This window comes from Sorangium sp. So ce321, assembly GCF_051530195.1.
In the GTDB taxonomy this organism is placed as follows: Bacteria; Myxococcota_A; Polyangia; order Polyangiales; family Polyangiaceae; genus Sorangium.
Window position 1 is genome coordinate 619,961 of record NZ_CP150329.1, and the last position, 17,244, is coordinate 637,204.

15 protein-coding genes, 1 pseudogene and 1 riboswitch are annotated in these 17,244 nt (G+C 72.6%); of the genes and pseudogenes, 2 read left to right on the forward strand and 14 right to left on the reverse strand.

Going from position 1 to position 17,244, the window contains the following annotated elements; all coding sequences use genetic code 11:
- The first annotated feature begins 115 nt into the window (after window positions 1-115).
- Window positions 116-562: a hypothetical protein gene (locus WME89_RS02445; RefSeq protein ID WP_438007678.1), complete on the forward strand. Its 447-nt coding sequence runs from the start codon at window positions 116-118 to the stop codon at window positions 560-562.
- Window positions 563-978: 416 nt separating this feature from the next.
- Here WME89_RS02445 and cobJ read toward each other — a convergent pair.
- From cobJ to WME89_RS02485, 8 genes and pseudogenes are all read right to left on the reverse strand, one after another.
- A pseudogene (gene cobJ / locus WME89_RS02450) lies at window positions 979-2,241 on the reverse strand (precorrin-3B C(17)-methyltransferase).
- The gene (locus WME89_RS02455) at window positions 2,234-3,373 is read right to left on the reverse strand and encodes a cobalt-precorrin 5A hydrolase (protein WP_438007679.1); all 1,140 of its coding nucleotides are present in this window, start codon (window positions 3,371-3,373) and stop codon (window positions 2,234-2,236) included. The pseudogene cobJ and the gene WME89_RS02455 overlap by 8 nt, the downstream one beginning before the upstream one ends.
- On the reverse strand, window positions 3,370-4,170 hold the full coding sequence (gene cobI / locus WME89_RS02460; RefSeq protein WP_438007680.1) for a precorrin-2 C(20)-methyltransferase: 801 nt from the start codon (window positions 4,168-4,170) through the stop codon (window positions 3,370-3,372). Before cobI ends, WME89_RS02455 begins: the two co-directional genes overlap by 4 nt.
- Window positions 4,167-5,459, reverse strand: a complete 1,293-nt coding sequence (cbiE, locus tag WME89_RS02465) for a precorrin-6y C5,15-methyltransferase (decarboxylating) subunit CbiE (RefSeq protein ID WP_438007681.1) — start codon at window positions 5,457-5,459, stop codon at window positions 4,167-4,169. The genes cobI and cbiE overlap by 4 nt, the downstream gene beginning before the upstream one ends.
- Window positions 5,456-6,199, reverse strand: a complete 744-nt coding sequence (locus WME89_RS02470) for a precorrin-8X methylmutase (protein WP_438007682.1) — start codon at window positions 6,197-6,199, stop codon at window positions 5,456-5,458. Before WME89_RS02470 ends, cbiE begins: the two co-directional genes overlap by 4 nt.
- Entirely contained in the window at window positions 6,196-7,323 is a 1,128-nt protein-coding gene (locus tag WME89_RS02475; protein WP_438007683.1) for a cobalt-precorrin-5B (C(1))-methyltransferase, read from the reverse strand. Before WME89_RS02475 ends, WME89_RS02470 begins: the two co-directional genes overlap by 4 nt.
- 16 nt (window positions 7,324-7,339) lie before the next feature.
- On the reverse strand, window positions 7,340-8,074 hold the full coding sequence (locus tag WME89_RS02480; protein ID WP_438007684.1) for an FAD-dependent oxidoreductase: 735 nt from the start codon (window positions 8,072-8,074) through the stop codon (window positions 7,340-7,342).
- Between the two features lie 30 nt (window positions 8,075-8,104).
- Window positions 8,105-8,488, reverse strand: coding sequence for a DUF3209 family protein (locus tag WME89_RS02485; protein WP_436624713.1), 384 nt, complete (start codon window positions 8,486-8,488; stop codon window positions 8,105-8,107).
- A gap of 286 nt (window positions 8,489-8,774) precedes the next feature.
- Here WME89_RS02485 and WME89_RS02490 point away from each other — a divergent pair, with 286 nt between their 5' ends.
- Window positions 8,775-10,679, forward strand: a complete 1,905-nt coding sequence (locus WME89_RS02490; RefSeq protein ID WP_438007685.1) for a CASTOR/POLLUX-related putative ion channel — start codon at window positions 8,775-8,777, stop codon at window positions 10,677-10,679.
- Between the two features lie 113 nt (window positions 10,680-10,792).
- Here WME89_RS02490 and WME89_RS02495 read toward each other — a convergent pair whose 3' ends face one another.
- The 6 genes from WME89_RS02495 to WME89_RS02520 form a co-directional block, all read right to left on the reverse strand.
- Window positions 10,793-11,980, reverse strand: coding sequence for a CbiX/SirB N-terminal domain-containing protein (locus WME89_RS02495; protein ID WP_438007686.1), 1,188 nt, complete (start codon window positions 11,978-11,980; stop codon window positions 10,793-10,795).
- Window positions 11,956-12,804: an energy-coupling factor ABC transporter ATP-binding protein gene (locus tag WME89_RS02500; protein WP_438007687.1), complete on the reverse strand. Its 849-nt coding sequence runs from the start codon at window positions 12,802-12,804 to the stop codon at window positions 11,956-11,958. Before WME89_RS02500 ends, WME89_RS02495 begins: the two co-directional genes overlap by 25 nt.
- Complete coding sequence (locus tag WME89_RS02505) at window positions 12,801-13,562, reverse strand: CbiQ family ECF transporter T component (RefSeq protein ID WP_438007688.1); 762 nt, start codon at window positions 13,560-13,562, stop codon at window positions 12,801-12,803. Before WME89_RS02505 ends, WME89_RS02500 begins: the two co-directional genes overlap by 4 nt.
- Window positions 13,552-13,929 carry a hypothetical protein gene (locus tag WME89_RS02510; RefSeq protein WP_438007689.1) on the reverse strand — a complete coding sequence of 126 codons (378 nt, stop codon included), beginning with the start codon at window positions 13,927-13,929 and terminating at the stop codon, window positions 13,552-13,554. Before WME89_RS02510 ends, WME89_RS02505 begins: the two co-directional genes overlap by 11 nt.
- Window positions 13,926-14,603, reverse strand: a complete 678-nt coding sequence (locus WME89_RS02515; RefSeq protein ID WP_437628199.1) for an energy-coupling factor ABC transporter permease — start codon at window positions 14,601-14,603, stop codon at window positions 13,926-13,928. The genes WME89_RS02510 and WME89_RS02515 overlap by 4 nt, the downstream gene beginning before the upstream one ends.
- Before the next feature lie 132 nt (window positions 14,604-14,735).
- Window positions 14,736-14,941: riboswitch (cobalamin riboswitch) on the reverse strand.
- Window positions 14,942-16,176: 1,235 nt separating this feature from the next.
- Entirely contained in the window at window positions 16,177-17,004 is an 828-nt protein-coding gene (locus WME89_RS02520; protein ID WP_438007690.1) for an enoyl-CoA hydratase/isomerase family protein, read from the reverse strand.
- Between the last annotated feature and the right edge of the window lie 240 nt (window positions 17,005-17,244).

Here is a 17,244-nt window from a genome sequence, read left to right on the forward strand (position 1 = left end):
ATCGAGGAGAATCAACGGAAGTCGAAGGAAATCAACGGAGTTCACTGGGCGGGCGGGCGGCCAGCCGGCAGCTGGCGCCCGGCAGCCCCACACCGCGTCACTTGAGGAGACTACCATGTCCGTACCGTCTGCGAACTTTCAGTTCAACGCCAGCCGTGGGTCGTATAACTTTGAGATGTCCTCATGCAACCCACAGCAACCTGTCAGCTTCATGCTGACGAATCAGGCCTACGATCCGAATCGGCTGCAAGACAGCGGGAATCTAAACGTCATGGGGGGCAGCGGCATCGTCAGCGTCACCACGTTCCCTCGAATCGCCATACCGACCACCTGGAACCAGAACCCTATCAAGCTGGTCGTCTACGCTGTCACTACAGGTAAAGGAGAGTATACCGGAAACTCAGCCGTGTTTTATGGGTACTACCTCGGCTACGGCGGGGAGGGGCTTGGCTTCTACCTGAACCAGGAGCAGAGCACCACGGCTGGTCAATACGGGCGCGCGGGGATCGGCGGCGGTTTCAACAACTTCAACAACTCGACGCTAACTCTATTCCTCAACTGAGCCCGCTCACGGCTCTCCGCAGGCGCTTCGATAGCGACCTCGCGGCGCTCGGGACACGCCACCTCCGCGAGGTGCAGAGAGCGCCGGCTTACTTCGGGCACGATGGTCTCGTCGCCGTCACCTGCAGAGATGCCGCCCTGCCCGCGGCGCGAGGTGCACCGCACCCGGTCCAGCAGAAGCCACGGAGTCGCCGCTCGAAGCCGGCATGGCCTGCGACCCGGCGACCTCCGTGGCAGATCCGAAGCCGCGCCTAGAACACCAATCATGTTGAAACCCGGAGAATTTTCACAGGGAGGCGGGGAGGCGGGGAGGAAGAAGAAAAAGAATCTCTCCCTCTCGCCGTCTCTCGCTCCCCGCCTCCTCGCCTCCCTGTGAAATTCCTGCTTTTTTTCGGGGGTTTCAACCCGTTTGTCGCTCTAGAGGCAGCGCAGCACGCTGTCGCGCACGAGCTGCCAGATGGTCTCGGGGATGTCGCCCAGCCAGCGCGCGTCGCGCTCCACGGGCGCCTCGGCGTCGTCGAGCGGGTCGTCGGGGCTGTACACGAGCCGCCACAGCCGCTCGCTCACCGAGCCGTTCCTGTCGATCACGAAGCGCTGCACCAGCTTCTTCGCGAGCTCCTCGCCCTCGACGTCGAGCAGCAGCGCCGGCGCCGCCACCTTCACCTCGCGCAGCGGCTTGAGCCGGAGATACGCCCCCTTCACGAGCTCGACCTCGTCCGGCGGCTCGAACCCCGCCTCGCGGAAGTCGACCGGAGCCTTGGTGTTGCCGACGAGGTAATACTCTCCCTGGGTCTCGGCGAGGATCGCGCCGCCCAGCCTCCCTACGCGTGCCATCTAGACCTCCTCTCGGGTGGTGCTCTCGTCGTCCGAGAGCACGAGCGTGCGCCCCGGCGTCTGGCCCGGGAGCGCCTCCCCATCCCATGTATACTTGTTGGTATATCCGCGCGGCGTGACCATGTATCCCTCGAACATGAAGGTGTTGGTCGACCCGACGAGCACCGTCGTCAGCATCCCGATCTCGTAGTCGAGGAAGTGATCGACGTCGGTGAGCACGGCGCTCTCCAGCTTGCGGTAAGCGCTCTTCACCAGCGCGACAGGCGTCGTGCCCGCGCGGTGCTGGCGGATGATCTCCTGGGCCCGCACGATCTGGCGCGTGCGCCGCCCGCTCGCCGGATTGTAAAGGCCGATGACGAAGTCGGCGGAGGCGGCGGCCTCGAGCCGCCGCTCGATGACCGGCCACGGGGTCAGGAGGTCGGACAGGGAGATGGCGCAGAAGTCGTGTCCGAGCGGCGCGCCGACGAGCGACGCGCACGCGTTGAGCGCGGTCATGCCGGGCACGATGCGCAGCTCCGGCGACTCGCCCCGCTTCCAGCCCATCTCCTCCAGCACCTGGAAGACGAGCCCGGCCATGCCGTACACCCCCGCGTCGCCCGAGGAGATGATCGCGACGCGCCCGCCGTCCCGCGCCCGCTCCACGGCGGCGCGCGCCCGGCCGATCTCCTCGGTCATGCCGGTCTTGATCACCTCCTTGCCCTCGATGAGGTGCTTCACCAGCCGGATGTACGTCGTGTACCCCACGATGAGGTCCGACGCGGCGATCGCCTCGAGGGCGGCGCGGGACGCGTGCGCCTCGGCGCCGGGACCGATCCCGACGATCGACAGGACTCCTTTGTCACCCATGACTCTCCTCGATGGTGCGCTTCGCGAACGGGACGCGCGCCACGGCGAGCGTCATCGACCGCCCCACGCCCTCCTCCGTGTACGCCCGCTTCGGCACGAGCAGCTTCTTGGCCCCCGCCGCGCGCAGGGCCGCCGGCTCGGCGACGCCCCGGGCGCCCACGTGCTTCTTCACGGTCTCCGACGGGTTCTCGATCCCCTCGGTCGCGTCGAGCTCCTCGGGCGTGAACGTCACGAGCGGCCACCCCCGCCGCGCCGATAGCGCGAGCAGCGCCTCCTCGTCGGCCTTCTTGTCGATCGTCGCCAGCGCCTTCACGCACTTCGCCGAGAGCCCGTGCTCCGCGAGCAGCCTGTCGACCCCGCGCTCCACCATGTCGAGCGGCGCGCCGCGGTCGCAGCCGACGCCCAGGACGAGGCTCTTCGGCCGGTAGACGACGGCGCGCTCGACGATCGCGGGGTGCGAGCGGGCGAGGTCGCGGTCGCTCGCGACGAGGAGGATCTCCCACGCGTCGGGGTCCACGCCGTCGAGCGACGTCGCGTAGCGCACGCCCGGCGGCAGCGCCTTGTCCTCGGGCCAGAACGACGGCTCCCCGGCCTCCTGGACGAAGAGCACGGGCGCGGCGTTCACGACGGCGGCGCAGCCGCGGGTCACGTTGCGGTCGGGGTCGTCGAGCGTCCAGCCGAGCTCCCGGCCGAGGATGTCGACCGTCAGCGTCCCGAGCGCGTCGGACGCCGTGGTCACCACCGGCTGCGCGCCGAGCAGCGAGGCCACCTTCTCGGTGAACGCGTTGCCCCGCCCCACATGCCCGGAGAGCACGCAGATCGAGAACCGCGCCGTGTCGTCGACGCACACGACCGCCGGGTCGACCTTCTTGTTCTTCAGCAGCGGCGCGATCATGCGCACCACGGCGCCGACGCTGATCACGAAGACATGGCAGTCGTACGCCGTGAACGCCTCGGTGAGCAGCGGCCCCATCGGCAGTGGGAGCGGCTTCGCCCCCTCCGGCGCCCCGTCGAAGAGCTTCTGCGACACGTAGAGATCCGCGCCGGGGAGGCCCTCGGCGAGCTTGCGCGCGATGGCGATCCCGTGGCGCGTGATCGCGTAGAGGGCGTACGGCTTGCGCGCGGCGATCATGACACCTCCGGTTCGTTAACGGCCTTTTCGAAGCTGCCCGGCAGCGAGGCCTCGGCCTCGCCGACGAGGAGCCCGCTGCGCTCGCCGCGCGTGACCACCACCATCGCGAAGCAGTCGCCCCGCTCGCCCTCCGCGGCGCGGAGGTCCCGGACGATGCGCTGCTCGGGCATCGTCGCCTTGGACACGAAGACGGCCCGATCGAGCAGGCCCGCCCGCGTGAGCGCCTCGGTCACCTTCGGCATCTCCGGGCCGATCTTCATCAGGACCACGGTGTCGAAGCGCTTGAGCACGTCGGTCAGGTCGTCGACGCCGTACGTGGCGGGGAGGATGGCGATCCGCTCCTGCCCGTCGGCGAGCGACAGCCCGCTCACGGCCGGGACCGCGGTGACCGAGGTGACGCCGGGGACGACCTCGACCTCGAGCCCGGGGAGGCGGCGGAGCGCCTCGCGGCGGACATAGACGAACGTGCTGAAGAGCGACGGATCGCCCTCGGTCGCGAAGGCGACGGAGAGGCCGCGCGAGAGCCGCTCGGCGATCTTGTCGACGGCCGCCTCGACGTAGGGCCGGACGCGGTCCGGGTCCTTGCTCATGGGGAAGGTGAGGAGCAGCCGCTCCTGCTCCGGCCTCCTGGCGACGACAGGCGAGAGGATCCGGTAGGCCATCGAGGCGCCGAAGTCCGAGCTGCGGGGGAGCGCGAGCACGTCCGCGCCCTCCAGGACGCGCACGGCGCGCAGCGTGAGCAGGTCCGGCGCGCCGGGGCCGACGCCCACGCCGTGAAGCTTGCCGAGGCCGCTCATGACGCCTCCGACGGCGATCGCGCCGCCCCGGGCTCCGCCGGGTCCTGCGCCTTCGCCGGCTTCGTCGCGGCGAAGATGTGGATCGGGTTCAGCGCCTCGTAGCGCATGTAGCGCGCGAGCGGGACGCCGCGCGAGACAGAGAGCAGGGTGATCTCGGGGTCGAGCCCCCGCGCCCGGAGCGCGCGGTACGTCTCGGCCACGTTCTCCATCGTGATCGCGTTGACCACGAGCCGGCCGCCGGGCCGCAGTCGATCGAGCGCCACCGTGATGATCTCCTCCATGCTCCCCTTGCTCCCGCCGACGAACACGGCGTCCGGGTCCTCGAGCGCGCCGAGCGCCTCGGGCGCGCGGCCGGCGACGACGCGCACGTTGTCGACCCCGTGCGCGCGGACGTTGTCCCGGCAGATCTCCACGCCCTCCGGGTCGACCTCGATCGCGTAGACGCGCCCGAGGGGGCAGAGCATCGCCGCCTCGATCGAGACCGACCCCGAGCCGGCGCCGACGTCCCAGACCACGGCGTCGGGGCGGATCGCCATCGACGCGATCGAGAGCAGGCGCACCTCGCGCTTCGTGATCAGGCCGTTCTTCGGCATGCGCTTCGCGAAGGCGTCCTCGTGCAGGTAGGGGACGGCCGGCGCGGGCCGCCACGCCGGGTCGCTGCGCAGGAGCAGGAGCACGTTGAGCGGCCCGATGTCCTCGCACGCCGCGAGCGCGGCGAGGTCGAACGCGCGCACGCGCTCGCCCGCGCCCGCGAGGCTCTCGCAGACCCACGCCTTCCACGCCGTGTCGCCGTGCTCGATGAGCCGCGCCGCGAGGCGGGCCGGGGTGCTCTCCCCGTCGGTGAGCACCGCGACCTTCGAGAGCCGGCGGAGGCGCGTCGCGAACCCCTCGGGCGAGCGCCCGTGGACCGAGACGAAGGCGGCGTCGTCCCAGGCGATGCCCGTGCGCGCGAACGCCCACTGGACCGAGCTCAGGCTCGGGATGATCTCGACGTGCTCGCCGCCGAGCTTCCGCACCACGAGCGCGCCGATGCCGAAGAACAGCGGGTCGCCCGAGGCGAGGATGCACACGTTCTGCTCCGCCGACAGGCTCTCCACGCGGTCGAGCGCGGCGGAGAGCCCGCCCTTGAGGGCGATCTTCTCGCCGCGGAACTGCGGGAAGAACTCGAGGTGCCGCTCGCCCCCGACGAGGACCTCGGCTCGGGCGACGGCGGAGGCGGCGCGGCTCGACAGGCTGGCGCACCCGTCGTCGCCGATGCCGACGATCGTGACGGCGCGGCGGGCGCTCATCGGGGCACCTTCACCGCGCCCGCCGGCCCCGACGGCAACGTCGGCTCCGCGGGGTCCGCCGAGAGGAGCAAGAGCGCGTGGACGATCGCGACGGCGATCGGGCTCCCGCCCTTGCGCCCGCGCGCCACGATGGAGGGCAGGCCGGACTCGAGCAGGGCCTCCTTGGACTCGGCCGCCGAAACGAACCCGACCGGCACGCCGATCACGAGCGCCGGCCGCGCGCCCTCCTCGCGGGCGAGGCGCACCACCTCGAGCAGCGCCGTCGGCGCGTTGCCGATCGCGACGACCGCCCCGTCAAGCAGCCCGAGCCGGTGCGCCTTGCGCATCGACTCGATCGCGCGGGTCGAGCCCGCCGCCGAGGCGGCCTGGATGACGTCGTCGTCGGAGATGAAGCAGTGGATCTTGCAGCCGTACGAGGCGAGCCGCTGCTCGTTCAGGCCGACGCCGATCATCTTCACGTCGACGAGGACCGGCGCGCCGCCCCGGAGCGCGTCGATCCCCCGCTCGATCGCCTCGGGGTGGAGCCGCATGAGCGACGAGAACTCGAAGTCCGCCGTCGCGTGGATCACGCGGCGGACGACCTGCCACTCCGCGTAAGGGAACCCGTGGTCGCCGACCTCCTCGTCGATGATCGCGAAGCTCCTGTCCTCGATGCGCCGCCCGAGCGCGGTCATCTGCCGCATGTCGTTCGCCGCGCGCGCTGCGTCATCGCTCCTGGCATCGCTCTTGGCATCGCTCATGGATCCTCCGCTCTCTCTGCGCTGGCGGCGCCGGCCGGGTACCGGCCGAGCAGCGCCCCGTTGAAGTCGACGAGACAGGCGTGCACCTCGAGGGCGCCGCCCGCGTGAAGCGAGGTGTGCTCGACGACGCGCCGGCAGATCCCGCCCGCGACGCCGGTGAGCCCCTCGCGCTGGCACAGCTCGAGCACGTGCCGCGCGGTGTTCGCCTGCCGGATCTCCGCCGCGATCTCCGGCCGCGCGCCGAGCTCCTCGGCGATCTGCGCGAGCAGCTCCATGCTCACCTCCGAGCCGGCGGCGTGCGTCATCATCTTGCCGTCGGCCATCTTCGAGAGCTTGCCGATCATGCCGACGATGATCGCGCGGGCGATCCGCCGCCGCGCGGCGTGGCGGACCCCGGTGCCGATGAAGTCGCCCACCTGGATGAACGCGTCCTCCGGGAGCTCCGGGTAGAGCTTCATCGCGTACGCCTCGGACTTGCCGCCGGTGGTCAGCGCGAGCGTCGCGATGCCGCGCTCGGCGGCGACGTCGATCGCCTGCACGACGCTCGCGCGGAAGGCGGCGGTCGAGTACGGCTTCACGATCCCGCTCGTCCCGAGGATGGAGATCCCGCCGATGAGCCCGAGGCGCGCGTTGATGGTCTGCTTCGCCATCTCCTCGCCCTGGGGGACGCTGAGCGTGACCGTGGCGCCGGCGAAGCCCGAGCCCTCGAGCTCCTCGAGGACCATCTCGGTGATGTTCCGGCGCGGCACGGGGTTCACGGCCGGCGCGCCGACCGGCAGCCCGAGCCCCGGCTTGGTGACGACGGCGACCCCGTCGCCGCCGCGGATCTCGACGCCCGGCTCGCGGCGGAGCTCGACCTCGGCGACGAGCTCGGCGCCGTGGGTGCAGTCCGGATCGTCGCCGGCGTCCTTGATGACGCTGCACGTGGCGCGCTGCCCGTCGCTGTCGCAGCGCTGGAGCGGGAAGGTCACCCGCTGCCCGTTCGGCAGGGTCGTCTCGATCGCGTCGACCGCCGCGCCGCGCGCGAGCACGCGCGCCGCCGCCTTGGCCGCGGCGGCCGCGCACGCGCCCGTCGTGAACCCCTCGCGCTGCCCTTTCGGGTCCCTCGGCCGGAGCTCTGCCATCCAGGATCCTGAACGATTACAAGGACTTCTTCATGGGGTTGTTGAAGAAGCTCTCCAGGAGCACGCTGCCCTCCGGCGCGCCGAGCGAGGCCAGCCTGTCGCGGACCGGGTAGATGACGGCGCCGTCGCCAGCGCAGAGCGCGGCGTCATAGGGCCCGGCGGCGACGTGATCGCCGACGAGCGCGCACGCGCGCGCCGGGCGCTCGGGGTGGCCGACCGGGAGGAAGTCGCCGGCGACCGTCAGGCGGACGGCGGCGGGGAGGCGCTCGCGGACGAACGCCTCGGAGACGAAGGTCTCGCCGGGCTCGACCAGCCAGAGCAGGTCGAGCTGCGCGGCGCCGGCGGCGGCCGCGCTCCGGGCGATGCCGAGCGCCGCGGTGATCCCCGTGTCGGTGGCGACGACGAGCGCGCGGCCGGAGAAGCCGGGCGGGAGCCGCAGCTTGCCCCAGGGGCCGCTCCACTCGAGCTCCGCGCCGACGGCGATGTCGTTGAGCACGTTCGACCCCGGCCCGTCGCCGATGCGCTTGACCGCGATCTCGACGGCGCGCTGCTCGGCGTCGCTGGAGAGCATCGAGTAGGCGCGCTTCGCGAGCTTGCCGCCGGGCAGGGTGACCCCGGTGTTGATGATCACGTACTGCCCGCCGGCGAAGCCGAGCTCCGCGCCGTCGACGCGCTCGATCCGGAGGAGCCGGGCGCCCTGCCCGAGCGGCTCCGCGTGGGCGATCCTGATCTTCGCGCTGCCCTGGGCCATGGGTCGACTCCGTCTCCTCTGCTTCTCTGCTTACTCGGCCTGCTCTGCCGGGTAGATCTCGTGAACGAAGTCGTGCATCTCCTCGAGCTCGCGGTAGAGCCGGGAGAGCCCGTCGACCTGGGCGCGGAGGTCGAGCTCGACCTGCTTCGTGAGGATGAGGAGCGAGCGCAGGTAAGCCAGCTTCGCGTCGCCCGCCGGGGTCTTCGCGACCTTCTCCTGGAGCTCGGCGAGCGACCCCTCGTAGAGGCGCGAGAGGTTCCTGAGGTCCCCGGCGCGCAGCATCGCCGAGACCGGCCCCGGCTCGGCCGCCGCGGGGCCGAGCTCGGCGAGCTCGTGCGCGCGCTCGCCGGGGTCGTCGATGCCGAGGATGTTCATGAGCCCAAGGCGGAGCGCGGCGATCTCGTGACAGGCCATATCGGTTCTCCTGTGGGGGCTCCTACCAGCTAGGGAGGAGCGTGGGAAGGAGCAGGACGGGGGAAGAGACGCGCGCGCGCGGCCTGCCCACGGCGCTGGCGCGCGCGCGCTCCCCTCGGCGCGCGTCGCCAGGAGGAGGCCTGTTCCGCCTCGTGAACGAGGCGCCCTCTGCGCAGCCCGGCGGCGGCGCGGCGGCGTGCGGGCAGCGCTGTTCGACGAGCGCCCTGGCCGTGCTAGGTGGGCCCCCCGCGCCGCGCACCCGGAGCGCGCGGCGCCCGCGCGCCCCATGCAGAAGATCACCTTCGTCGATCGCCTCCACTACCGCTTCGACCTCACCATGGCGAAGGGCGCGACCGCGCTCATCGCGTGGCTGTTCGCGCTCTCGACCGCGATGGTCGTCGTGTTCGCGGCGGTCGTCGTGCTCCTCGGGCTCGCCCCGGCCGCGGAGGACGGCGCCCCTGTGTCGTTCCCCTCCGCCCTCTGGATCACGCTGATGCGCGCGCTCGACGCCGGCACCGTCGCCGGCGACACGGGCAGCCGCGGCTACCTCGCCGCGATGTTCGCCGTCACGCTCGGCGGCATCTTCATGGTCAGCATCCTCATCGGCATCATCACGAGCGGGATCGAGGCCCGCGTCGGCGAGCTCCGCAAGGGTCGCTCGCTCGTGTGCGAGGAGGGGCACACCGTCATCCTCGGCTGGTCGCCGCAGATCTTCTCGATGATCCAGGAGCTCGCGATCGCGAACGAGAGCCGCCCCCGCGCCGCGATCGCCGTGCTCGCCGACAAGGACAAGGTCGAGATGGAGGACGAGATCCGCGCGCGCGTCGGGGCGACCGGCCGGACGCGCGTCGTTTGCCGCACCGGAAACCCGAGCGATCCCACGGAGATCGCCATCGTGAACCCGGACGCCGCGCGGTCGATCATCATCCTCTCCCCCGAGGAGGGCAACCCGGACTCGCGGGTCATCAAGTCGATCCTGGCGCTCACCAACAGAGCGGGCCGCAAGGAGGGCCGCTACCCGATCGTCACGCAGATCCGCGACCGGCGGAACCTCGACGCCGCGCGGCTCGTGGCGCGCGACGAGGCGGCGCTCATCCTCACGGAGGAGGTGCTCTCGCGCATCACCGTGCAGACCTGCCGCAGCGAGGGCCTCAGCGCGGTCTACAGCGAGCTGCTCGACTTCAAGGGCCACGAGATCTACACCCGCGAGGAGCCCGCGCTCGCGGGCAGGTCGTTCGGCGAGGCCCTGTTCGCGTACGACGACTGCGCGGTCATCGGGCTGCGGCTTCGCTCCGGCGAGGTGCGGCTCAACCCGCCGATGGACGCGCGGATCGAGCCCGGCGACGCCGTGATCCTCATCGCCGAGGACGACAGCGCGATCGGCGCTCCCTGGAAGCGCGCGCCGTCCGTCGACGAGCGCGCGCTCCGCGACGGCAAGCCCGCCGCGCCGAGGCCCGAACGCACGCTCCTCCTCGGCTGGAATCGCCGCGCGGTGGCGTTCATCAACGAGCTCGATCACTACGTCGCGAAGGGCTCCGAGGTCACCGTCGTCGCCGACGTCCCTGACGCCGCGGCGCAGCTCGAGGCCGACTGCGGCGGGCTCCGGAACCTCACCGTCAGGCTCGAGCAAGGCGACACGGCCGACAGGCGCACGCTCGACCGGGTCGTGGGGGCCTGCGATCACGTGGTGACGCTGAGCTACTCCGACGCGCTCGACCCGCAGGAGGCGGACGCGCGCACCCTGATCACGCTGCTCCACCTGCGCGACATCGAGGCGAAGCGCGGCCAGAGCTTCAGCATCGTGAGCGAGATGCTCGATGTAAGGAACCGCGATCTCGCCGAGGTCGCGCAGGCGGATGACTTCATCGTGAGCGACAAGCTCGTCAGCCTGATGCTCGCGCAGATCTCCGAGAACCGGGATCTCGCGGCGGTCTTCGAGGATCTGTTCGATCCGGAGGGGTCCGAGCTCTACCTGAAGCCCGCGGGCGACTACGTGCGCCTCGGTCGTCCGGTGAGCTTCGCCACGGTCGTCGAGGCGGCGCGGCGCCGCGGCGAGGTAGCGGTCGGCGTCCGCCTCGCGGCGCAGGCTGACGACGCGGCGCAGGCCTACGGCGTCAAGGTGAACCCGAGGAAGCGCGCCAAGCTGACGCTCGCCAAGGGCGACCGGATCATCGTCCTGGCCGAGCAGTAGCGCGGCCTCATCAGGCCTCTCCAGACGAGGGTCGTGTCCCGCCGGCACGTCCCCATCTCCGTGGGCCGTGCGCCCCGGGATCACGATCGCGCGCGTCTCCGGATCATCGCGCCTCATTGCATGATGTCGTCCACGAGCCGCGCCACGAGCCGGTCCCCGAGCAGGTGCTCTTCCACGAGGTCCTTCGCGTCCTCCTCGCGGACGCCGCGGTACCAGACCCCGTCCGGGTAGACCGCGACCGTCGGCCCCTCGCCGCAGCGCCCCATGCACGAGGTCTTCGTCACGCGGATCTGCTGCTGCTGCCCGGCCTGCTTCACGCGGCGGCGCAGCGCCTCGAGCAGCGCCAGGCTGCCGCGGTCCACGCAGTCGGCGTTGCCGCAGACGAGCACGTGCTTGCGCAGCGAGCGGTGCGCGTGCGGGTGGTTCGACGCCTGCGTGTGCGTCAGCGTGTGGCGCACGCTGTAGAGCATCGCCTTGAGCCCGCCGACCTCCCGCGCGAGCCCCGGCAGGGCCGTCCGGTACATGCACGTGTCGCAGGGGAGGGGCGCCTCGCCGGCGAGCGCCTGGCGCGCGCGCTCGTCGATGAGCCCCGAGAGCGCGCTCGACCGGCCGAGGTGCGGCGCGAGCGACGCGCGGATCCACGGGTACGTCGCCGAGAAGCGATCGACCTGCTCGGCGAGCTTGGTCATGAGCCGCCCGGCGAAAAGGAAGTAGGGCACGACGACGACGCGCTCGGGCCGGTGGCGCGCGACGCGCTCCAGCGTCTCCTCGACCGAGGGCCGGGTGATGCCGATGAACGTCGGCTCGACGAGCTGGAGCCCCCGGCCCTCGCCGATGAGGCGCGCCATCTTGCAGAAATCGCCGTTCGCGTCCGGGTCGCTGGCCCCGCGGCCGACCACGACGAGCGCGGTCCGGGCCCGCGCCGCCGGCTCTTCGGGCAGCACGGACGCGGCGCGCTCGAACGCGAGCTCCGCGAGCGCCGGGTGCACGCCGAGGTGCCGCGCCGCGGAGAAGCGCACGCCCGGGTGGGCCGCGCGGGCCTGCTCGAGCGCCATCGGGATGTCGTTCTTCACGTGCCCCGCCGAGAAGAGGAAGAGCGGCACGACCGCCACCCGGGACACCCGCGCGGCGAGCATCGCGAGCGCGTCGGCGAGGTACGGCGTCGCGAGCTCGATGTAGCCGTGCTGCACGACGACCTCGGGCCGCGCCGCGCGGTAGTCGGCCACGAGCGCCTCGAACTCGGCGTTCGACGCGGCGTCGCGGCTGCCGTGGCCGATCAGCAGGAGCCCTTCGTCATGCATGCGAGCGCCTCCTCCAGGGTGAGCGGGAGGCCTGCGAGGCCCCGCGTGTGCGCCGGGGTCATCCGGGTCCAGAGCTCCGCGACCCACGGCCGCCGCATCCGCGCCCGCGCGAGGAGCTCCCCTCGCGCGAACACCTCCCGCGGCGGACCGTCCGCGAGGACCTGCCCGTCGCCGAGCAGGACCGCGCGCGTGGCGAAGAGCGGCACGAGATCCACCGCGTGGGTCGCGGTGACCAGCGTGGTCCCCTGCTGCTCCGTGAGCGCGCGCAGCGTCCGGCACAGGGCGAGCTCGCCCTCGGGGTCGAGCCCGGCCGTCGGCTCGTCGAGGAGCAGCACGCGCGGCTGCATCGCGAGCATCCCCGCGATGCACGCGCGCTTGCGCTCGCCGAAGCTCAGCGCCTCGATCGCCCTGTCGGCGAGGTGCGCGATCTGCACGGCCGAGAGCGCCGCCTCGGCGCGGCGCCGCGCCTCGGGCGCGGGCAGGCCGAGGTTCCTCGGGCCGAAGAGGACGTCGTCGAGGAGCGTCGCGCCGAGCAGCTGGTCGTCCGGGTCCTGGAGCACGAGCGCGGCGCCCGCGGCGACGGCGTCCGACGGCGAGCCGACGCGCCGCCCGGCGATCTCGACGCCGCCGCCGGGCGCGGGGAGGAGGCCGACGAGCGTCCGGAGCAGCGCTGTCTTGCCGGCGCCGTTGCCGCCGAGCACCGCCACGGACTCGCCCTCGGCGACGTCGAGGCGCACGTCGCGGAGGACGGGCTCGCCGCCGCGGTAGCCGATCGCCGGCGCGCGCAGCGCGATAGCCAGCGCGCGCAGCGCGATCGCGCTCACCCGGCGCCTCCGGCGGCCACGCAGAGCGTCAGCGCCGCGAGGGCGGCGGCGGCGAAGGCGAGGTTGGCGGCGGGCGCGCTCGCCCGGCGGTCGGCGACGGGGAGCTTGCCCTGGTAGCCGCGGAGCTGCATCGCGATGGCGGCGTGCTCGGAGCGCTCCAGGGTCCGCAGGACCACGACGCCCGCGACGGCGCCGGCCGAGCGCGCGGCGGCGCCCGGGCGCGAGAACCCGCCGCGGAGCGCGGCGGCGCTCCACGCGCTGTCGGCCGCGCGCTGCAGCACGCCGGCGAAGCGCCGCGCGAGCGCGAGCAGCTCGACGAGGGCCGCGGGCGCGCCGAGGCCGGCGAGGGCGGCCTCGATCTCGGCGGGCGCGGCGGCGCGCGAGAGCCACCGCAGCACCGCGGCCGCCGCGAGGACGCGCGCGCCGAGGGTGGCGGCGCGGCGGGCCCCCTCGCGCGTGACGGCGTCGAGCGGGAACGCCGCGCCGGCGAGCAGCGGCTCCCCCGGGGTGAGCGCGAGCGCGAGGGCCGCCGCGACCCCGCCGATCCACGCGGCGGGCGCGAAGGCGCGGAGGATCGCGCCGGCGGTCATGCCCTGGAGCCGGAGGGCCGCGCACGCGAGCAGGAGCAGCGCGGCCGGGGTCCAGGGCGAGCGCGCGCCCGCGGCGACGCAGCACGCCGCCACGGCGGCCCCGAGGCGCAGCCGGGGGTCGACGTCGCGGAGGCGCTCGCGGAGCCGCGCCGGGGGGTCAATCGGCACGGAGGCCCTGTCCGCCGGGCTTGCCGGCGGGCTGATCGGCGCGCTCCACGAAGAGCACGCGCGCGTAGTAGCCGATGACGAAGCCGGCGAGGAGCCCTGCCCAGAGGAACGCGAAGAGGAGGAGATCGCCCTCCAGCCCGGCGAACAGCGGCCCCGTGTCGTGGCGCCCGGCGTCCTCGGCGACGCGGCGGACGACGGCCTCGTCGACGCCGTCCCAGGAAGCGCCGCCGCACCCGGCGAGCCAGAGCGCCGCGGCGAGCGGCAGCGCGGCGAGCCGGCGCGGCGCGGGCCGTGCGAGCGCGGCGAGCCCGCGCGGTGCGGGCCGTACGAGCGCGGCGAGCCGGCGCGGCGCGGGCCGCGGCGTCACGACGCCCCCGCGGCGAGCGGGACGACCTGGAGCCGGTCCAGGATGTCGGGCCGCCGGGCGCGCAGGAAGACGAGCGCCCCGGCGGTCATGGCGCCCTCGAGCAGGCCGAGCGGCAGCTGGGTCGGGATGAAGGCGACGGCGACGCCCGTGAACATCGACGTCACCGAGCCCTCGCCGGCGAGCCCGAGCGCGAGCTCGAGCGCCGTTGTCGCGTACGTGGCCCAGTCCGACGTCACGCCGGCCAGGAACCCTGCGACCCAGAGGTTCGCGCCGCAGCGCCGCGCGAGCCGGAACACGAGGTACCCGGTGAAGGCGCCCGCGATGCCCATGGACGCGACGTCGGCGCCGAGCGTCGTGAGCCCGCCGTGCGCGAGGAAGAGGGCCTGGATGAGGAGCGCCACGACGGTGACGAGGACGGTCATCCAGGGGCCGATGAGGATCGCGGCGAGCCCGGTGCCGCACGGGTGGGAGCAGGTCCCTGCGGTGGGCACCGGCACGGGCATGCACGAGATCGCGAAGACGGCGGCGGCGACGAGGCCGACGAACGGCTTGTAGAAGGCGTCCCGCTCGGTGCGCTGCCGGAGCAGGTGGAGGGCGATCGCGACGAAGGGCAGGGCGAGCGCGTTCCAGACCGCGCACCAGCCGAGCGGCAGGACGCCCTCCGCGAGGTGCATCGCCGCCGCGGGCCGCGCCGCGAGCAGCGAGGCCAGGAACACGGCAGAGAGGAACACAGGGCGGCCGGGAAGACCGGTTTGGGCGATCCGGGTGAAGTCCGCACCCGGACGCCACGAAGACGTGCGCAAGCTGCACCTCGTGGGGCTCGGGTAGGTCTCCCGGCTCATGGGTTCAGGGAGCTGCTCTAGCTCCCGGCGCTGCGTCCACCTTCCCGGGTCTCGTGGGCAGGCCCAGTGGTCTTCGGATGCAGCTCCCCATTCACGGTGGCGGGACCGCGCCGGTTTCGCACCGGCTTCCCTGTTATGCCCCTGAGGGCACCCGAGGAATGGATTGTCAGATGGATGCTCGGTAATCCCGTTTCGCGCCCGGCGTCAAGGAGGTCGCGCCCCGGCCTCGGCGGAGGCGCCTGCCTCGTGCCGCGGGCTCGCCGGTGAGCCCCCTCGGGCTCCCCTCGCGCCTCTTCGCGGCAGGTGCGGCTCGCGGCGGACGACGCGGCCCACGGCGGATGCGGGGCACGGCGGATGCGGCTCACGGCGGATGCGGGGCACGGCGGACACGGCGCACAGCGGACACGGCTCACGGCGGATGCGGGGCACGGCGGACACGGCTCACGGCGGACACGGCTCACGGCGGATGCGGCTCACAGCGGATGCGGCTCACAGCGGATGCGGCTCACGGCGGACACGGCTCACGGCGGAGCCGCGCTGCCCGGTACGCCGGCCGCGCGAGCTCCCGCCGTCCAGCCCGCCGCGCACCGTCCGAGCCCCTCGTCGGAGGTGCGCCGTGTTGCTCGCACCCTGGCGTTGCTGCGAGCGAGCGGCCCGAGGCTTTCCTGCGCGCCGCGCGCCGGATGTTCCACCTGCCGGCAGACAGGCTGGGCCAGGGTGAGCTCCTCCCTACCAATGCAATCAATGCAATGGTGGAGGCCACGAAATTGACCGAGACGCACAGGGCAAGAGGGGTTGGTCAGTTTCTATCCTCTGCTTCCGTAGTAAACGCTCTTTACACACCTTCACACATTCCCCGCCACGGCGCTGCTCGCTCCGGCGCCCTGGCCGGAGCGCGCGCCCTGCGCTGCCGCTCGTGCGCTCGGTGGAAGGTGCGGCGCGGCCTTCGCACCAGCGTGCTTGGTTCGGTCGGGCCCTTTACTTATGGAAGTCGGTGTTCCGTACCCGGCGCGCAGCGCCCGAGCGCTGGTGTTCTCTTTTCACAGAACTCGAAGAGCTCCGCACGAACGCTGTACTCTGCGGATGAGTATGCCCGGCTCGGATGTGCATTCCAGGATATCGCGGGTGTGCGCGCCGCGTCGTCGCCTGGCTGCCTTCACGCCGTGAGCAATTCGCTCACTGGCGCGCAGGCCTTGCACTTTGTGATCGACAGCGCGCTTCCGGGTGCCACACTCTGCTCACCGCATGCGCGCCGGCGCAGCCCCCCAGCCCGGAGCGCATGCGGTCTTTCCTTGCACACCGCGTGGACGTTCAATGTTCCGACGCGGTTCACCTGCCGCGCTCATGTCGGGTCCCCCCTCCGGCATGAGACGCGGTCTTTTTTTGCCTTCTGGTTGCCCGCTCGTTACTTCCCGGTGAACTCGGCCTTCGATTTTGCCAGGAACGCTTTCATTCCGAGCTTCTGATCGTCGCTACCGAAGAGCGCGGCGAACGCCTGGACTTCCAGCTCGTTGGCGGCGGTGAGGTCGAGGCTCTCGCCGCGCAGGATCACGCGCTTTGCGGCGGCGACGGCGAGCGGCCCGCGCGAGGCGATCTTGAGGGCTGTCTCGCGGGCGCGCGCGAGGAGCTCGGCCGCCGGAAAGACGGCGTTGACGAGCCCGATGGCGAGCGCCTGTTCGGCGGAGATCATGTCTCCTGAATAGACGAGCTCGCGCGCGCGGCCGACGCCGATCCGGCGCAGCAATCGCTGGGTCCCGCCGAACCCCGGGATGACGCCCAGGTTCACCTCGGGCTGGCCGAGCCTGGCGCCCTCCGCGGCGTAGATGAAGTCGCAGGCGAGGGCGAGCTCGCAGCCGCCGCCGAGCGCGAACCCGTTGACGGCGGCGATCACGGGGAACGGGGCGGTCTCGATGAGGTCGGCGAGGCGGTGGCCGGCGTCGGCGAACCGCTTCGCGGCGATGCTGTTCATGGCCGCCATCTCGGCGATATCGGCGCCGGCGACGAACGCCTTGCCGGCGCCGGTCAGCACCGCCGCGCGGACCTCGCCGCCCTCGGCGGGCGCGAGGAGCTCGTGGAAGGCCGCGGTGAGCTCGCCGAGGACGGCGGGGTTCAGGGCGTTGAGCTTGTCGGGCCGCTGGATGGTCACGGTGGCGACGTGGCCTGTGCGCTCGACGGCGACGAACTGGAGGGTACCGCGCGCAGGCGCCCCCGGCTGCTGTTCTTGAGCGGTCATGGACCGTGGCTAGCAGCGCGCCGCGCCGGGGGGAAGCGTCCGCCGTGCCCCGGGAAAGGCGCCATGTCGTGCCCGCTCGCGCCTTCCATGCCCGGCCCGAGGAGCCGCTGTCGGTCGCGCGGCGCGGGCTGGCTCGACGCTCGAGCCTACCTGTGCCCGCCCAGCGGCGCATTCTGGAATGAGCAGTCCAGAATGAGCAGCCCAGAATGCGCCGCTGGAGCGAGGGACACGCGAGCCCGG